Annotated in this window: 17 protein-coding genes and 1 riboswitch; of the genes, 12 read left to right on the plus strand and 5 right to left on the minus strand. The window is 47.0% G+C overall.

What is annotated here, in order from left to right; genetic code table 11:
* The first annotated feature begins 74 nt into the window (after positions 1-74).
* The 3 genes from ABIC22_RS14550 to ABIC22_RS14560 are packed head-to-tail and all read left to right on the plus strand — an operon-like array spanning position 75 to position 3,008.
* Positions 75-824, plus strand: a complete 750-nt coding sequence (locus ABIC22_RS14550) for a Cof-type HAD-IIB family hydrolase (RefSeq protein WP_095361248.1) — start codon at positions 75-77, stop codon at positions 822-824.
* A 54-nt stretch (positions 825-878) separates the two neighbouring features.
* Positions 879-1,319, plus strand: coding sequence for a DUF456 domain-containing protein (locus tag ABIC22_RS14555; RefSeq protein WP_095292156.1), 441 nt, complete (start codon positions 879-881; stop codon positions 1,317-1,319).
* Between the two features lie 60 nt (positions 1,320-1,379).
* Entirely contained in the window at positions 1,380-3,008 is a 1,629-nt protein-coding gene (locus tag ABIC22_RS14560) for a putative polysaccharide biosynthesis protein (protein ID WP_127538907.1), read from the plus strand.
* Positions 3,009-3,137: 129 nt separating this feature from the next.
* Here ABIC22_RS14560 and ABIC22_RS14565 read toward each other — a convergent pair whose 3' ends face one another.
* A complete protein-coding gene (locus tag ABIC22_RS14565; protein ID WP_354481670.1) occupies positions 3,138-4,409 on the minus strand; it encodes a DUF2515 family protein in 1,272 nt (423 codons plus the stop codon).
* Between the two features lie 118 nt (positions 4,410-4,527).
* Here ABIC22_RS14565 and ABIC22_RS14570 point away from each other — a divergent pair, with 118 nt between their 5' ends.
* From ABIC22_RS14570 to ABIC22_RS14595, 6 genes are all read left to right on the plus strand, one after another.
* On the plus strand, positions 4,528-4,872 hold the full coding sequence (locus ABIC22_RS14570; RefSeq protein WP_354481673.1) for a thioredoxin family protein: 345 nt from the start codon (positions 4,528-4,530) through the stop codon (positions 4,870-4,872).
* Positions 4,873-5,162: 290 nt separating this feature from the next.
* Positions 5,163-6,101, plus strand: a complete 939-nt coding sequence (locus tag ABIC22_RS14575) for a COX15/CtaA family protein (RefSeq protein WP_127538910.1) — start codon at positions 5,163-5,165, stop codon at positions 6,099-6,101.
* Positions 6,102-6,310: 209 nt separating this feature from the next.
* Complete coding sequence (locus ABIC22_RS14580; RefSeq protein WP_127538911.1) at positions 6,311-7,039, plus strand: Cthe_2314 family HEPN domain-containing protein; 729 nt, start codon at positions 6,311-6,313, stop codon at positions 7,037-7,039.
* A gap of 123 nt (positions 7,040-7,162) precedes the next feature.
* Positions 7,163-7,303: riboswitch (SAM riboswitch) on the plus strand.
* A gap of 125 nt (positions 7,304-7,428) precedes the next feature.
* Positions 7,429-8,463 carry a methionine ABC transporter ATP-binding protein gene (locus tag ABIC22_RS14585; protein WP_354481677.1) on the plus strand — a complete coding sequence of 345 codons (1,035 nt, stop codon included), beginning with the start codon at positions 7,429-7,431 and terminating at the stop codon, positions 8,461-8,463.
* Position 8,464: 1 nt separating this feature from the next.
* On the plus strand, positions 8,465-9,124 hold the full coding sequence (locus tag ABIC22_RS14590; RefSeq protein WP_170948264.1) for a methionine ABC transporter permease: 660 nt from the start codon (positions 8,465-8,467) through the stop codon (positions 9,122-9,124).
* An 85-nt stretch (positions 9,125-9,209) separates the two neighbouring features.
* Entirely contained in the window at positions 9,210-10,046 is an 837-nt protein-coding gene (locus ABIC22_RS14595; RefSeq protein ID WP_127538913.1) for a MetQ/NlpA family ABC transporter substrate-binding protein, read from the plus strand.
* A gap of 121 nt (positions 10,047-10,167) precedes the next feature.
* Here ABIC22_RS14595 and ABIC22_RS14600 read toward each other — a convergent pair whose 3' ends face one another.
* The gene (locus ABIC22_RS14600; protein WP_354481682.1) at positions 10,168-11,169 is read right to left on the minus strand and encodes a DUF2167 domain-containing protein; all 1,002 of its coding nucleotides are present in this window, start codon (positions 11,167-11,169) and stop codon (positions 10,168-10,170) included.
* A gap of 207 nt (positions 11,170-11,376) precedes the next feature.
* Between ABIC22_RS14600 and ABIC22_RS14605 the strand changes: the two genes are divergently transcribed.
* Positions 11,377-12,159, plus strand: a complete 783-nt coding sequence (locus ABIC22_RS14605) for an SDR family oxidoreductase (protein WP_354481685.1) — start codon at positions 11,377-11,379, stop codon at positions 12,157-12,159.
* 75 nt (positions 12,160-12,234) lie between these two features.
* Here ABIC22_RS14605 and ABIC22_RS14610 read toward each other — a convergent pair whose 3' ends face one another.
* Positions 12,235-12,480 carry a NifU family protein gene (locus ABIC22_RS14610; protein WP_062324083.1) on the minus strand — a complete coding sequence of 82 codons (246 nt, stop codon included), beginning with the start codon at positions 12,478-12,480 and terminating at the stop codon, positions 12,235-12,237.
* 80 nt (positions 12,481-12,560) lie between these two features.
* Here ABIC22_RS14610 and ABIC22_RS14615 point away from each other — a divergent pair, with 80 nt between their 5' ends.
* A complete protein-coding gene (locus ABIC22_RS14615) occupies positions 12,561-12,815 on the plus strand; it encodes a YuzB family protein (protein WP_095361258.1) in 255 nt (84 codons plus the stop codon).
* On the opposite strand, the gene ABIC22_RS14620 is transcribed toward ABIC22_RS14615, so the two are convergent.
* Both ABIC22_RS14620 and mqnE read right to left on the minus strand, forming a co-directional pair.
* Positions 12,812-13,873 (minus strand): NAD(P)/FAD-dependent oxidoreductase, encoded by a 1,062-nt coding sequence (locus ABIC22_RS14620; RefSeq protein WP_127538917.1) that lies wholly within the window; start codon positions 13,871-13,873, stop codon positions 12,812-12,814. The genes ABIC22_RS14615 and ABIC22_RS14620 overlap by 4 nt on opposite strands.
* A gap of 220 nt (positions 13,874-14,093) precedes the next feature.
* Positions 14,094-15,200: an aminofutalosine synthase MqnE gene (gene mqnE, locus ABIC22_RS14625; protein ID WP_127538918.1), complete on the minus strand. Its 1,107-nt coding sequence runs from the start codon at positions 15,198-15,200 to the stop codon at positions 14,094-14,096.
* Between the two features lie 474 nt (positions 15,201-15,674).
* Here mqnE and ABIC22_RS14630 point away from each other — a divergent pair, with 474 nt between their 5' ends.
* Positions 15,675-16,031, plus strand: a complete 357-nt coding sequence (locus ABIC22_RS14630) for a HesB/IscA family protein (RefSeq protein ID WP_127538919.1) — start codon at positions 15,675-15,677, stop codon at positions 16,029-16,031.
* Positions 16,032-16,091 lie beyond the last annotated feature (60 nt).

Genomic DNA, 16,091 nt, shown 5'->3' on the forward strand with positions numbered 1-16,091 from the left:
GATACCGGGCGGTCTTTTTGTGAGAGAATAGTTGGATAGAGAGAAGTAGAGAGACAACCGAGGAGGAATACTGCATGAGTGAACTTAAATACAAATTGCTGGCGCTGGATATGGACGGGACATTGCTCAACGATAATCATGAAATTACCCAGGAAACCGCCAAGTGGATACAGATTGCCATCCGGCGGGGGGTGCATGTGTGCCTGTCCACAGGAAGAGCTGTATTCCATGCGATGCCGTACGCGGTACAGCTTGGACTGGAAACGCCGATGGTCACGGTGAATGGCAGTGAAGTCTGGAAAGCTCCACATGACCTGCACATTCGTCATCTGATGGACCCGGCCCTGATCCGTACCATGCAGGAGATTGGCGAGAAATATAACAGCTGGTACTGGGCATATTCCGTAGAGGAGCTGTTCAACCGTGAGCGTTGGACAGAAAATATTGAAGATCTGGAATGGCTGAAGTTTGGTTTCAATACGGAAGATGATGAAGTTCGTCATCAGATCATGATGGAACTGCAGCAGCTGGGAGGCCTTCAAATGACGAATTCCTCACCTGTTAATATCGAGATTAACCCGGCAGGCATTTCAAAAGCGAGTGGCGTGGCTGAGGTCTGCAAACTGCTGGGCATAGAAATGTCCGAAGTCGTGGCAGTGGGAGACAGCCTGAACGATCTGGCCGTAATCGAGGCGGTAGGTCTGGGTGTTGCCATGGGGAACGCACAGGAACAAGTGAAGGAAGCCGCTGATCTGATTGTAGCGAGCAACAATGAAGATGGTATTGTGGAAGTCATTCGAGAACACATTTTGAAGGGGGAATAACCTTTGCTTGCAACCGTTGGCTGGATTTTAATTGTGCTTTTGTTTGCAGTGGGAATGGCCGGAACGGTATACCCGATACTGCCTGGAGCTATAGCGATCTTTTTCGCGTTTCTGGTCTATGGCTGGTTCTTCAGTTTCGATCCGTTTGGTGTATGGTTCTGGATTTTCCAGATTCTAATTGTGGTGGTCCTGTTCGTAGCGGATTATGTGGTTAGTGCATGGGGGGTCAAGAAGTTCGGAGGCTCCAAGCTATCTACAACCCTAAGTACGATTGGTGTCATTATTGGTCCATTTGTCATCCCCGCATTCGGGTTGGTGCTGGGGCCATTTATTGGTGCATTTATCGGGGAATTAATCGGCGGATCATCACCTTCCAAGGCTACAAAGGTCGGGTTCGGTTCCGTCGTTGGTCTGTTCACCAGTACGGTAATGAAAATTATTTTGCAAATCGTCATGATTGTTCTGTTTATTATCTGGGTAGCAAGATTCGCATAGACGTTCGGGATGGGCTTCAACCAGATGCACGTCCGTGTGGGGGAAAGAAGGGGAATTAGTTTGTCTAAGAAGGAAACATTCATTAAGGGTACGCTCATCCTGGCGGCCGCTGCACTCATTGCCAGAGTACTTGGTCTTGTGCAGCGGGTACCGCTGGAGCATATCCTTGGCGATATCGGTAACGCATCGTTTACCATCTCCAATACGGTATACTTAATGCTGTTAACCGTCGCAACGGCGGGAATTCCCAGCACGCTCAGCAAGATGGTGTCTGAACGCTACGCGCTGGGGCGCGCAGGAGAAGCACAGCAAATTTATAAGGCTGCCTTGATTTTTGCTGCGGTAGCCGGGGTTGTCATGTCAGCCTTACTGTGGTTTGCAGCGCCTTATTATGCAACGTATGTATCCAAGGTACCGGAGGCTGTTAGTGCGATTCGGGCCCTGGCTCCGGCACTGCTGCTCTTCCCGGCCATTGCCATGATGCGTGGTTACTTCCAGGGACGCGGCAATATGACGGCAGGCGGTATATCTCAGATCGTAGAGCAGTTTGCCCGGGTTGGTACAGCCATTATCGTGGCATATGTTATGCTGCAATGGAATTATGATGACAGAACGATTGCTGCAGGAGCTTCATTCGGTGGGGTGCTAGGAAGTATCGGCGCCTTTGCCGTCATGCTCTACTTCACCTTGAAGCTGCGCCGTAGTGATCGTGCAGCCCAGCTGGAGGTTGTTCGTGCAGAGCAGCTGCCAATGCGAGGGATATACAGTGATATCTTCAAACTGTCGATTCCCATAGTGTTATCGTCCCTTGCGGTTCCGGCGATTAACTTTATCGATTCATCACTTGTGGTTCCGCTGCTCAGCGGTCGTATTGGTTTGGAAGAGGCAACAGGGGTGCTGGCGATCCTCGGTGCGAAGGCGCAAAGTATTGCGGGAATCCCGCCGATTCTGGCCATTGCGCTTAGCCAATCGCTCGTGCCTGTCATTTCGGCAGCCTTTGCACGCAAAGATGAAGCCCATCTCCAGAATCAAATTACGCTGGCCATGCGCATTTCGATTTTGACAGGGATGCCGATCGTCATTGCCCTTTGTGCGGCAGCCTATTCGGTGAATGGATTACTGTTCAGTACGCCAGATGGGACTCCCATCATTACCTTGCTGACCTTCGGTACCATTTTCCAAATTACGATGATGACAACCAACTCCATTCTGCTTGGAGTTGGTAAACCGCGGATTACAATGATCAGTGTAGCTGCAGGGATTATCGTTAAATTTGTAGCAAGTTTGATTCTGGCTCCGATATTCGGCATCTATGGGATCATTATTGCAACAGCATTATGTTTCCTGGTGATTACGTATCTGAACCTGCGAGTACTGAGAAAAATCGTAACCTTCTCGATCATGGGTGAACGCTGGGTTGGCTTCGTGGTAACTGTCCTGCTTGCTGCAGGTATTGGTTTCGGTGCAAACTGGGCTGGCAATTGGCTCTTTGGTTTATTCCTGCCAGCACGTGTATCCTTCCTCATGACCTGCCTGGTTGTCGGTGCGCTCGTTGTGGTCGTATACCTGGTCATGCTTGTCATTCTTCGCGTATTGCGCAGAGATGAACTTGGCAGCTATCCGCGTATTTTGCAAAAGGTACTGCGGCCGCTCATGCGTCTTCAGCGTGGTACGGGTCAGCGGGCATAGGTTGATGCTAAACATTTAAAAAATAAGTACAAGCTCTGTCTGCTGCTTAAGTGGGCAGGGCTTTTTATTTTGAAATCGTACAAGATGAACTGCTGACAGCCGATTCGAGAAAACCGTACTCTAGGTCACTTAATGCAGCAATGTCTTGGCATCATGGGCAACGGCCGTTTTGAGCATCCCATATCGGTGTTCATGGCTCATTTCAAATAACCAGGGACGACGCGGTGCACTGAGGTGTCCAAGACTATCCCGATTTTGCAGCCAGTCCTGTCTGGTGATCGGTTCATAAGGCGTGTCTTTCCATACGGCGAGCAGCTCTGGACTGTATAATCGCCCACCTTCTGGCATCCATTCGTGTTCCAGCAGTTCCTGAGTATAGAATTTCGAGTCTGCTGCCCCCTCCAAGCTCGTTGTGAATAGACCCGGCCAATATTCGGCACGTGAGCCTCTGTGGGGAACCGAACGGGCAAACTCTAACACTTGTGTGTACACTTGCTCAATGCCAAACAGCATGGCGTACAGGCTTTTGCCAAACATGATTCGCTCATCCAGCTTGCCAAAATGTTCGATTACCCTCCCGGCGAGTCCTTTTCCGCGCCCAAGGGGAAACACAATATGATTAAGCCCGGCGAGGTTGTGCAGGTGAAATGCAGGCTTGGAGAGTACTTCTTTTTGAAAATAAGGATGCTGTACGACCCGGCTCTCAATATAGTTCTGCTCATTAATAATTAACGCCACACTAAGCAGGGAGCTGCATCGTTCCAACCAGAACCGCTCCCAGATGGGTGTCATGAACGCCGATACGTGAAAATGGGATAGCAGGTGAAAGCAGCTTCGCCCGATTCGCCTGCTGTTCATGTAGAGCAGAAGCTGAGGATAGGCATCCTGGAAAATGAGTGCATTACAACGTTCAAGCAACCGATACATATGTTCCCGATCCGTCTGGTTTTGCAGATTATGCATAAGGTTGCTCTGCAGATCGGTCATATGATAACCACCATTGCGGGAAACCATGTGGGCAAGCAAGGCCCAATGCAGTTCGGGATATTGGTCATAACATGCCAAATAGGCTGCTGTACGCGTGATATTGCTTCGATTATTTTCTACCGTTAGCGTTTTAATTTCTTCCAGAATGATGCAATCCTCTTCACATAATGGGGCGCTTTTGGCATGTCGGGTAGAAGCCGTCTCCGTAACGGGTAACAGCCGTTCAATCTCCCCCTTCAGCGTCTCAGCCATTTCAGCTTCCCAAGCCAAATCTCGTGAAGGATGACGAAGCTGCGCCGAAGCCTTCCAAGCGGCCTGTTTACCACGCCATACTTCTCTGGCGGCTCCAGGAATGGAACGAACAATACGAAAGAGCGAATCAGGGGATACAGCATCGTTTCGGGTGGAAGTCATCGCCTGTCATCCTTTCATCAGGGTTGGTTTTAAAATAAGTATGTGCTGAATATTTGACTTCCACTCGGCAATTTGCTTCACTAAGGATAAGACAAGGTACAGAAAGGAAGATGTTGTCATGGAACAGATTACATCCAAACCTGCGTTTGATGTGGCCATTCAATCTCCTCGGCTTACCATAGCGGTATTTAAGGCAGATTGGTGCGGAGACTGCAAGTACATTGATCCGTTTATGCCTGAGGTCGAGGAAAAATTTGCTCGCGATTTGACACTGGTTGAGGTCGATGTAGATCAGGTGGGCACCGTTAGTGAGGAACAAAATATTTTGGGTATTCCAAGCTTTGTTGCATACACCGATGGTCGCGAACTTGTTCGCTACGTGAACAAACTTCGCAAGTCGAGAGAAGAGATTGAACAATTTTTGCAGCGTGCGGTTGAAGTGTACAATACGATTCATAAATAAAGGAAGGCACGGGCGAATTCGTCTGTGAATTCTAATTGGCGCCGTTCCTCTTGAAAAGAGGAAATGGCGTTTTTATTTTTTGCTTTTTCAGGGGACAATAAAAAGGTACATATAAGGGGATGACTTGTTGGTCATTCTGTCGACAGACGTTAACATTTTGTCACAAAGCGAGGCGTCAATGACACTTTTATCCGGTATAATGAATTTAGTTGTGAAATAAGTGTCAAAGTATCGAAACAAGCGGAGAGATCGTTCTTCGCCATCTTAAACCAACAGCGGGTGAGAAAAAATTGAAGCACTTAACCTTGTTTAAATGGTTAACCGTATTAACTTGTCTTGTTATGTTCCTGGCTACGTTCGGCGGTGGGGTCGTTACCAAGACGGAATCCGGACTGGGGTGCGGCACGGAGTGGCCTTTATGTAACGGTAAACTCGTTCCTGCACATACTGTAGCCTCACTGATTGAATATTCGCATCGCGCGGTAAGCGCATTGGCTGGATTGCTTTCCGTTGCCTCTTTTGTTGCATTTCTACGATATGGCAAATCACGTCGTGATCTGCAGTTGTTTTCATTCTTAACGTTGATCTTTGTCATTATCCAGGGGATTATGGGAGCTTTTGCCGTCGTCTTCTCCCAATCATCGGCGGTCATGGCGCTGCACTTCGGTTTTGCCCTGATTGCCTTTGCCAGTTCCCTGATGATGGCTCTCGGTATTAGGCAGGAGGCTCGTCATGGTGGTCTTGAAAGGTTGAACAAATACCCGCGGGTCAGCAAAAACTTCCGCAACCTGGTATGGTTCTCAACCATCTACACGTATCTTGTGGTATACACAGGGGCCTTTGTAAGCCATACCGACTCAGCTGGGGGCTGCTCAGGCTTCCCGCTCTGTAACGGCCAGATTATACCTGAACTTTCTGGTGGCGTGGCCGTAGCGTTTGCTCACCGTGTAGCCGCTGCTTCCCTTGTTATTGTGATTGCGATCCTGGGGCATTATGCATATCGTAAACATCCGGATAACACGGAACTTCGGGCATTGGGCGTCGTATCTGTGGTGCTCATTCTGCTCCAAGTCCTGATCGGTTTTGGCATGATGCTTACCATCAGCCGTCCGGAAGTGTACATGTTCGTGGCTCTGGCTCATATGCTTGATATCGCCATATTGTTCGGGATATTAACCTATATGAGTTTCCTGGTGTACAAGCTTCATCGGCCGGCTGATCGGTTCTAGAATTTCACTCGAAAGTCAGTCGTTCTGGTCTCCAAATTGCCAAGTCCATCATCCAATGATGCACATCATTGGACAGGTGGACTTTGTTTGATGTCAGGCGGGTCAGGGCACCCTAAGTTTGCAGCGACCACACGTTTACTCTGATTCCGATTAGGTTTAATATTATAAATCATCTTATTGATCAGCAGAGTGGAAAGAGGAGGCTGTATATGCTGCGAACGTTGCTGGGTGAATTGCCGCGTCAGAATGAGGGCGTATTGGAAGAAGCGATCGAGTCCATGGTGGAGACACTCGGACTTTTACAACGACAGCTGGATTTGAATCAGGACCCGACTCACGATTATCGCAAACTGTACGTATGGACGCAGGGATTAATTTCTTCACTGGACGAGCTGGAGCAGGCCTGCTTCGCTGCTTCCCACTTCCGCCAGAAGGTCAGGGCTGGCTCCACCGATGATATGACCATTGAGGAGAAGGCTGAGTACGCCCGATACGTGTACTTCTACAAGGATGGGTTCATTCGTTGTTTTGCGATTCTCGATAAGACAGGCACGGTTTTAAATGAAATATTTAATCTGAACACATCCAAGGTGAAATCCCATTTTTCGTATTTCACCGTGATGAGACAGTTTGGCTATTCGAAAATGCATAATGATCTTGCTGTTGAGTTAATTAAGATTAAGGATGCATACCGGGAACCGATGAGCAAACTGCGCAAACGTCGGAATATGGAGATTCACTACATGAATTCCGAGATGCAGGATGATCTGTGGCAGCTTCATCAAACGTTGCAGGGGAAAGTGAAGCTTGAAGATCTGGATCAGCACCTGGAGGAATTGCGTCAGGGCGTGGATATGGTTTGTGAAACGCTAAAAGCGGCTTATGGTTACATCAATAAAATGTGGCACAAGCAGGGCATGTCAGAACTGGCAAAATAAATGTGTAATATTTACCTTTGACAAAGCGGAATACTTGGATTATACTGAGTTTCTAATTAAGCGTTACATGAAATTAACATGCATACCATTTACATTTTACCACTGAACTTATAAATTTAATATTTCTTATCGAGAGCGGCGGAGGGACAGGCCCGATGAAGCCCGGCAACCGATTTATAACGACATGACAACCAGTCATACATTATAGATGTTAGGTGCTAATTCCTACAAAATGGTGCACAGCACGATTTTGGCAGATGAGAAGGTATATTCTTTCGCGTGAAGAGCCCTTTTTGTTTCTGCAAAAGGGCTCTTTTTTATATGTCAGAGGGGAATTTTCCTTTCATTCGGGTAAAGATACATGTAGGCGGTGGGAAGGAGAAGTCATATTGATCGAATTAAAAGGATTAACCAAGACGTATGGCAGAGGTTCAAAACAAACGACAGCCCTAGCCGATTTGGATCTAAAGATCGGTAAAGGTGAAATATTCGGAGTGATTGGACACTCCGGTGCAGGGAAAAGTACATTGATCCGTTGTATCAACCTGCTCGAAAGACCAACATCCGGTGAGGTATGGGTAGATGGAGTCAACCTAACTGGTCTCCATAAGACAGAGCTGCAGAAGCAGCGACGCAAGATTGGCATGATATTTCAGCACTTTAATCTGTTATCCTCGGCTACAGTATATGACAATGTAGCTTTTCCACTAAAGCTCGTGAATACACCTAAAGCTGATATTGACCGCAAGGTGAAGGAGATGCTGACTCTCGTTGGATTGGAGCATCATAGCAGCAAATATCCAGCTCAGCTGTCAGGTGGACAGAAACAAAGAGTTGGTATCGCCCGGGCACTTGCCAGCGATCCTTCCGTTCTGCTGTGTGACGAAGCAACATCTGCCCTTGATCCGCAGACGACAGCTTCGATTCTGAAGTTGCTGCTGGACATCAATCAGAAATACAATCTCACGATTGTTTTGATCACGCATGAGATGCATGTTATTCAGAGCATTTGTGATCAAGTTGCTGTCATTCATCAGGGGGGAATTGTGGAACAAGGCCCTGTAACGGATGTCTTCCTTAAACCACAGCATGCCATCACGCGTGACTTCATGCAGCGTGATCACGAGTCTGAGCTTCTCTTGGAAGAAGCAGCATTGGCGAATGCGGGTGGAACAGTAGAGCAGGATGGCCGATCACAATTGGTCAAAATTTCGTTTTTGGGTGAGAAGACGTATGAAGCCATTCTATCGAGAACCGTTCGTCAGACCGGAGTGGACTTTGCCATTCTGCAAGGAACGATCTCAAGGATCAAACAGATTCCATATGGTCAGTTGACCGTGCGGTTTGAAGGCGATACGGATGCGATCAGCCGGACTGTGCAGGAATTGAAAGAGCAAGGGCTTGATGTGGAGGTGCTTCGTTAATATGGATTTTTCAACTGTACGTTGGGAAGAGATCGGTAAGGCCTCCATTGAAACACTGCAAATTCTGGGAGCTTCCGGTTTGTTCACCATCATTATCGGATTGCCGCTGGGTGTGCTGTTATTCATGACAGCAAGATCGGCTTCCATCCAGTCACGTACAATCTACACCGTGTTATCCATTATTGTGAATATTCTGAGATCAGTACCATTTATCATTCTGATTGTTGCCCTCATTCCGTTTACACGTTCACTCGTCGGTACAGCCACTGGGGTGCTTGGCGTCATACCGCCGCTTGTAATCGCAGCTGCTCCTTACTTCGCAAGGTTGGTTGAGACAACGCTGCGTGAAGTAGACCGTGGCGTCATCGAGGCCGCTCAGGCGATGGGAGCATCCACCGGACAGATTGTAAGACGTGTACTGCTGCCTGAGGCGCTTCCTGGCCTTCTCGCGGGAATTACGATCACTATTGTTACTCTGGTATCTTATACTGCCATGGCTGGCATGGTCGGCGGCGGCGGGCTCGGAACGCTTGCGATTAACTATGGATACTTCCGTTACCAATATGAAATCATGATTATTTCCGTTGCATTTATGGTGATTCTCGTACAAGTTCTGCAAATGTTTGGCGATCAACTGGTTAAACTGTTCACCCGGAAATAACACATATATAGCATACTGCATCCATTCAATACTGAATGAATGTAAAGATGCAACAAAAAAATTTATTGGAGAAGGGGTTTTACACATGAAAAAATGGTCTTTTGCACTGCTAAGCTTGATGCTGATTGCGGTACTGGCTGCATGCGGAAACAACAAGGATTCCGACAGTGGCGCAGATAATGAAGCGGGCGCACCGCGTACCGTGGAACTGAAAGTCGGCGCTTCACCTACGCCGCATGCTGAAATTCTGGAGAGCATCAAACCTGAGCTGGAAGCTCAAGGCATTCGTTTGCAGGTTGTAACGTTCAACGATTATGTTCAACCAAACCAACAACTGGCGGACAAACAGTTGGATGCAAACTTTTTCCAACACCAACCTTACCTGGATACTGAGAACAAAGAACGTGGTTTTAACCTTGTAACTGTAACTCCTGTCCACGTTGAACCTTTTGCTGGGTACTCCAAAAAAATTAAATCCTTGGATGAGCTGCAGGACGGCGCCAAAGTAGCCATTCCAAATGACCCGTCCAACGGTGGTCGTGCACTACTGCTGCTTGCAAAAGAAGGAGTCATTACGCTGAAAGACAATACGGACATTGCATCCACCATTCAAGATATTACAGCTAATCCGAAAAACCTAAATATTATTGAGCTTGATGCAGCCATGATGCCTCGTCAACTGGATGAAGCGGATCTGGTATTCATCAATGCCAACTATGCACTTGAAGCTAACCTGAACCCAGAGAAGGATTCTTTGCTCATCGAGGATTTGCAAGGCAACCCTTACGCTAATATTCTCGTTGCCCGTGAAGACAACAAGGATGCAGATGCCATCAAGAAGCTGGCTGCAGCCCTGAATTCCGAAGCAGTTAAAACCTTCATCAAGGAACGTTATCAAGGTGCAGTTGAGCCTGCATTCTAAATTGCCCATTCAATGCTACTCGAAATTGAGTTGAATAATGTACGAAAAACCGAGCCTCTCTGCCTGAGAGTTACTCGGTTTTTTTATTGTTCTTGGATTGATTGGTGTACGCAGATGATCCTTATTGTTTATTTTCAGGAGATATGTGCTCCGATTTCCGATTATAGTAGGTCAATTCATTCTGATCGGCATACTGCTGTTCATCTGCTTCTTGCAGATAGGCCTTTTCATTAGGGGACAATGTATCATCATTTGTCCCTTGCTTCCTCCGTCTGAATTTTAGCCAACAGATTAGGATAATTAAGATAGGAAGAATAACGTACCACCCTTTTTTGAATAAAAGCAAAATACTGAATTTTTGCCCGGCAGTGTAGCCGATCCCGCCTACCAATATGCTTTTGAGTCCCACGGTAGATGTTTTGTCCGTTGATTCATCATAATCTTCGTAGGTGTTCCCTGGGTTAACGCTAAGCTGGTTCAGAACCACATCTTCAAATGCCAGGCGATTTTGTTCAAAACTAGGTTGATCTGTAACAAGAATGGCCGTAATGTACCCTTCACGTGTCAGAAACTTTACATTGTAATTGACCATAGCTTGCTCATTAGCATCCTTGAAACCAATGGAGTAAACCAATTGACGCTTGGTAGGGTCATATGTTGGTTCAATTTCCCACCCCGTAATGGATATTTTATCTTCAGGAGCGAGTTCCCTATTTTCTTCTTCTGTGCCTTGGATGTAACTGCTTAACAATTCTTCAGCATTTAAGTTTTGATCGTGATCATGGATATGCCCTGTTTTGACGTACTCAAACACCACATACCATGATCCATTCTCACTGGTGCTGTACAGACTTCCAATTTCGTTGCCATTAGGTTTGGAACCACTGTTTAGCATAGAACGCTGAGTGTTGGATTTGTCCAAAAAAGAATGATCCTTGAATATTTGAAGAGTTGCCTTATTATCCAAGGTGACGGAAGCAGGTCCACCAATCCAGTCATATTCATAAGGAGATGGAGAAGTTTCGCTTGCAGCAAAGAGGGGTGAAGCAAAGAGATGTGTTAAAGGAATGATTAGCAATAACGCCAGTAGGAAGGTGATAAAACCGTGGTTGCTGTTCTTCATTTCGGGACCCTTTCAAACGTTATGTATTTTAATCAAGCCTTCAATGTTGATTCTGTAGCCTAATCGACATTAACATATAAAGCAGTTTTTCATCAAGGTATTTTTGGATTAAAAGGGATTTATTAGATAAAGGGAGAAGCAAGTTGTGAGGGGATGATAAATCTTTTATACTGAATGAGTGACTGCTCTTTGAAGAGGGGGATGGACGTGAAGGGGAAGATTGCCCTCATAACGGGAAGTGCCAAAGGTCTTGGGAAAATGACGGCCCTCCGTCTGGCAGATCAGGGATGCCATATTGCCTTGAATTACGTGCACAGCCGTATCGAAGCTGAGGCACTTCAGGCCCAGATCACAGCAAAAGGTGTACAGTGCATTGCCATTCAAGCAGACATCTCCAAAACGGAAGACATCGCCAAGTTGGTAGAACAGGTTGAAGTCGAGCTGGGCAGTATTGATATCCTGGTGAATAATGCAGGACCTTTCGTTCGCGAACGCCGATTGTTTGCAGACTATAATGAGGCTGAGATTCAGATGTTGGTACAAGGGAACTTGCTTGGCCCCATGCTTCTGGACCAACGCGTGCTTCCGGAGATGCGACGCAAAAAGTGGGGCCGAATTATTCACTTTGGTTTCAGTCATGCGGGAGAGGCGCGATCTTGGCCTCATCGTGCAGTTTACGCTGCTGCGAAGGTAGGTTTGGTATCCTTTACGAAGACGCTTGCTGTGGAGGAAGCTCCTTACGGCATTACGGTGAATATGGTGTGTCCGGGCGATATCCGGGGGGCCAATAAGGAAAAAACCATTGATGAATTAGCTGGCATAACCGATCAGGAGACGCCGAGAGGACGTCCTGGGAGCGGTGAAGATATTGCACGGGTGATTACGTATTTGTGCCTGGATCACTCCGATTTTATTACAGGCAACATTATGGATGTTTCGGGCGGGCTCGATCCTATACGTCCAACCATCCAGCGTGAAGAGGGACATTAGAGAAACGCACAAAAAAAGAGCCCTCCGCTTCAATTGAAGCGAAAGGCTCTTGAGGTTTATTTCGTGAAGGATTGATTAGAATACTTGTACGACTTCTTCGACACCGTCAACTTCTTCAAGAAGGGCGCGTTCAATCCCGGCTTTTAAGGTAATGGTGGAGCTTGGGCAGCTGCCGCAGGCACCGACCAGTTTCAGCTTAACGATGCCGTCCTCCACGTCGACCAGTTCCACGTCACCGCCATCGCGCTGCAGGAACGGACGAAGTTTGTCAAGCACGTCAGATACCTCATCATACATGGTGCTTTGTGCGTTTTCGCTCATATTTTTCAACTCCTTTCCTCTATATATTATATTACAATTGGCCGTAAATTAAAATGGTCAAACAAAGCAGGTGAACCTACATGAGACCGATTATTGAATTTTGTGCCAACAATATGCATTTTGGCACAGATGAAGTCATGGAGCAACTCGAAGAGAATCCAGACTATGATGTGATAGAATACGGCTGCCTCAGCAACTGTGGCCAATGTTATATGACTCCTTTTGCACTAGTTAATGGTGAGGTTGTCATCACGGACAAAGTGGAAGATCTATATAACGCCATTCTGGCCAAAATTGCCGAAGCCGATGCCTGGGATGAGCTGGATCTCGACTAACCGAGATGACGCTTGGACATCCAGAGCACGCCGCTTTTCAAGATACGAGGTACACGTCCCATCATGGACGTTTTGCCCATCAGCCCAAACCCAGCCTTCTTGCCGAGTGCACCTAGCGTGCCACGGAGCTTGAGCGGCTGCGGGTTGGGCTTTTCGCCTTTCCAGAGGGCATGCTGAATATGAGCGATCTGTTCACCCTGTACTTCTGCAGCCTGACCGCTTGGTGCATAAGGTACACTGGCACAGTCACCGACAACATAAACATCTGTGTATTCGGGAATTTGATAATATTCATTCAGTACAACCCGGCCCTGAGGGTCCTTTGTAACGTCGAGATCCTGCACGACTTTAACGGGTTGAATGCCGGCTGTCCATACTACAGCATCCGTCAGAATTTCTTCATCCCGGTTATAGATAGCGTTCCCTTCAACACGAGAGATGGCGACATGTCCGCGTGTCTCTACCTGATGTTCGTTAAACCATTCATGCACGTAAGCGGACAATCGCTGCGGGAATGCCGATAATACGCGCTCACCGCGGTCCAGAATACTAATGTTGAGATCGGGTCTGCTCTCTCTTAGTTCGGCAGCCATCTCGACACCGCTCAAGCCACCGCCAACAATATGCACGTGTCCGTAAGCTTTAACTTCGTTCAGACGGAGGTAGGTTTCCCGCGTTTTGCTAAAACTTTGAATGGTACAGCTGTATTCTTCCGCTCCCGGAGTATTGTGGAAACGGTCTGTACAGCCAAGTCCGATGACAAGCTTGTCATACTCCAAAGGATCCTGGCCTTCAAATTCAATCTGACGCTGTTCCAGATCAATCGAAGTGACTTCTCCATAACGGTAAGTAACTTTCTCATGGACTGGAAATTGGATGCGCAGGTCATAGTCGGATACGGTACCTGCTGCGAGTGCGTAATATTCAGTCTTCAATCCTTGAAAGGGGCTTCGGTCCACCAACACGATTTGTGTATCTGACGGTATTTTGCCTTCCAGAAGTTCCTTGATGATTGTGAGGCCGCCATAGCCGCCCCCGAGAATGACGAAATTTTTCATGACTCGGCTTCCTTTCTGCATCAGTCCCGTATGATCGGGGCTGTAACCTGTGGAGCAGCTATGCTTTCACATAGCTGCTCCTTTTGTTTTATTTTAATTAATTATTATATCGAAAATTTTGGAGTTTAAAATTAGAGGTATTATACCCACTTGATGCATCGATTCGAATGGTCGTTCTCCTTGTATGGATGAAAGAGGCTATCGAGACGATGCAGCTGGTTTATTCGTATACTTGAATTTCGTTGTAGAAGGTGTCGCGTTCAACAGGAATGCGTCCAGCGCCCTTAATGAGCCAGATGAGCTCTTTGCGGGTGAGGCCTTCAGGTGTTAACGCACCTGCAGCATGACTGATCCGTTCGCGAACGATAGTACCATGGGCATCCGAAGCGCCGAATCCAAGTGCAACTTGGGTCAGCTGTGGGCCGATATTGATGAAGTATGCTTTAATGTGGTCGATGTTATCCAGCATGAGGCGGCTAATCGCAATGGTTTTAAGATCCTCGTATGCCGAGTTGCGGCGCATAATGCTGGCATTTTTGCTCTTAGGCTGCATGGAGAGTGGAATAAATACCATGAAACCGTTGGTTTCATCCTGCAGTTCGCGAATTTGTGCCATGTGGTTAACGCGATCCTCGTAAGATTCAATCGATCCATACAGCATTGTAGTATGCGTACGCATGCCCAAATTATGAGCGGTACGGTGTACCTCAAGATAGCGATCCACGTTTGCTTTGTCGACACGCATTTTTTTGCGGTATTCATCGGACAGAATTTCTGCTCCGCCGCCCGTCAGTGATTTCAGGCCTGCTTTTTGCAGTTCCTGCAGTACTTCCTTAATGCTGAGTCCGCTGATCCGGGTGAAGAAATCGATCTCAGCTGCCGTGTAGGCCTTCAGCGTAACATCCGGATATTTCTCGTTTAAAGCACGTAGGGAATCGACATAATATTGAAAAGGAACATGGTTGTTATGTCCGCCTACAATATGGAACTCACGTACACCAGGATGAATATGCTGTTCCACGTAGTCGATCATTTCCTGTCCGGATAGTGTGTAGGAGCCTTCTTCGCCCTGGTCTTTGCGGAAATTACAAAAAGCACAGTGTGCTTCACAAACGTTCGTAAAGTATAGGCTCATGTTTTCAATAAAATACACTTTCTTGCCGTTCTTCCGCAGGTTGGCCTCATTGGCCAGTTGGCCGAGAGTCAGCAGATCATCCGTTTGATACAGATAGACGCCGTCTTCTACGCTCAGCCTTACGCCGTTCTGCACTTTCTCAACGATTTCCGCCATTCTTTTGTCTGTGAATGGTGTTACCAATGTAGACATTTTGTTTCCTCCTGTTCTTAACCGGATTTGAGTTAAATGTAGGTCTTGTTTACAGAACTACATAAAAAAGATGCGGTCATCTGCCGCCTCCTTAGAGGACTAACCCTCCATTACCCGGTGCAGCATATGCTGCATGTGTAAAGCTGAATTTTTCTTTAAATTTCTGGCCTCATGGATGTAAAATCTAAAAGTGAGTCTGATGACTCTATATGCATTGGGGACTGCGTGGCAGTCTCGAAATGTGAAAAAAATTACAACTCCATATATGATCATCATTTGAATAAGTCATGACAAAATATCGACATTTCAGAGCGATCACCTATCCATTATAAACCTCGTGTCCCGGGGGTTCAATACACTGGCAAGAAAAAGGAGCCGAGGACAGACTCGGGAATAAGGATAAACATGGCTTGAGCCTCTTGACGGGGTGGAGTATAATTTAAAGAGAGTTAACGAAAAGGAGAGTGACCTGGCATGATTAGCATCAGCGAAACAGCTGCCGATCGATTGAAAGAGATGCTTTCACAGCAAGAGACACCTGGCATGTTCCTGCGTCTGGGCGTAGCTCCGGGAGGTTGTACCGGATTTTCGTACGCCATGGGCTTTGATGATAAAGAATCCGAAGAGGATATTTATATGGATATTCACGATATGAAGGTTGTAGTCGAGAAGGAAAACCTGAAATATCTGAATGGTCTTGAAATTGATTTTGAAGAGTCCGGTATGTCCGGCGGCTTCACCATCCATAACCCCAATGCGGTTGCGACATGCGGCTGCGGATCTTCTTTCCGGACGAGAGAAGAAGCTGGGGTACCGGATAAGGATTGTTAGGACTTCAACAGTTCGACGTTATTTTCTAAACATAAAATGAACTATTGAAATCAGGCCTCT

This window comes from Paenibacillus sp. PvP094, from assembly GCF_040546835.1.
Taxonomy (GTDB): domain Bacteria; phylum Bacillota; class Bacilli; order Paenibacillales; family Paenibacillaceae; genus Paenibacillus; species Paenibacillus illinoisensis.

Coding starts and splice junctions, on each gene's coding strand:
- mqnE (WP_127538918.1), bottom strand. CDS start 15,200: ATGTCTACATTGGTAACACCATTCACAGACAAAAGAATGGCGGAAATC.
- ABIC22_RS14630 (WP_127538919.1), top strand. CDS start 15,675: ATGATTAGCATCAGCGAAACAGCTGCCGATCGATTGAAAGAGATGCTT.
- ABIC22_RS14555 (WP_095292156.1), top strand. CDS start 879: ATGGCCGGAACGGTATACCCGATACTGCCTGGAGCTATAGCGATCTTT.
- ABIC22_RS14595 (WP_127538913.1), top strand. CDS start 9,210: ATGAAAAAATGGTCTTTTGCACTGCTAAGCTTGATGCTGATTGCGGTA.
- ABIC22_RS14550 (WP_095361248.1), top strand. CDS start 75: ATGAGTGAACTTAAATACAAATTGCTGGCGCTGGATATGGACGGGACA.
- ABIC22_RS14620 (WP_127538917.1), bottom strand. CDS start 13,873: ATGAAAAATTTCGTCATTCTCGGGGGCGGCTATGGCGGCCTCACAATC.
- ABIC22_RS14615 (WP_095361258.1), top strand. CDS start 12,561: ATGAGACCGATTATTGAATTTTGTGCCAACAATATGCATTTTGGCACA.
- ABIC22_RS14610 (WP_062324083.1), bottom strand. CDS start 12,480: ATGAGCGAAAACGCACAAAGCACCATGTATGATGAGGTATCTGACGTG.
- ABIC22_RS14570 (WP_354481673.1), top strand. CDS start 4,528: ATGGAACAGATTACATCCAAACCTGCGTTTGATGTGGCCATTCAATCT.
- ABIC22_RS14565 (WP_354481670.1), bottom strand. CDS start 4,409: ATGACTTCCACCCGAAACGATGCTGTATCCCCTGATTCGCTCTTTCGT.
- ABIC22_RS14580 (WP_127538911.1), top strand. CDS start 6,311: ATGCTGCGAACGTTGCTGGGTGAATTGCCGCGTCAGAATGAGGGCGTA.
- ABIC22_RS14590 (WP_170948264.1), top strand. CDS start 8,465: ATGGATTTTTCAACTGTACGTTGGGAAGAGATCGGTAAGGCCTCCATT.
- ABIC22_RS14600 (WP_354481682.1), bottom strand. CDS start 11,169: ATGAAGAACAGCAACCACGGTTTTATCACCTTCCTACTGGCGTTATTG.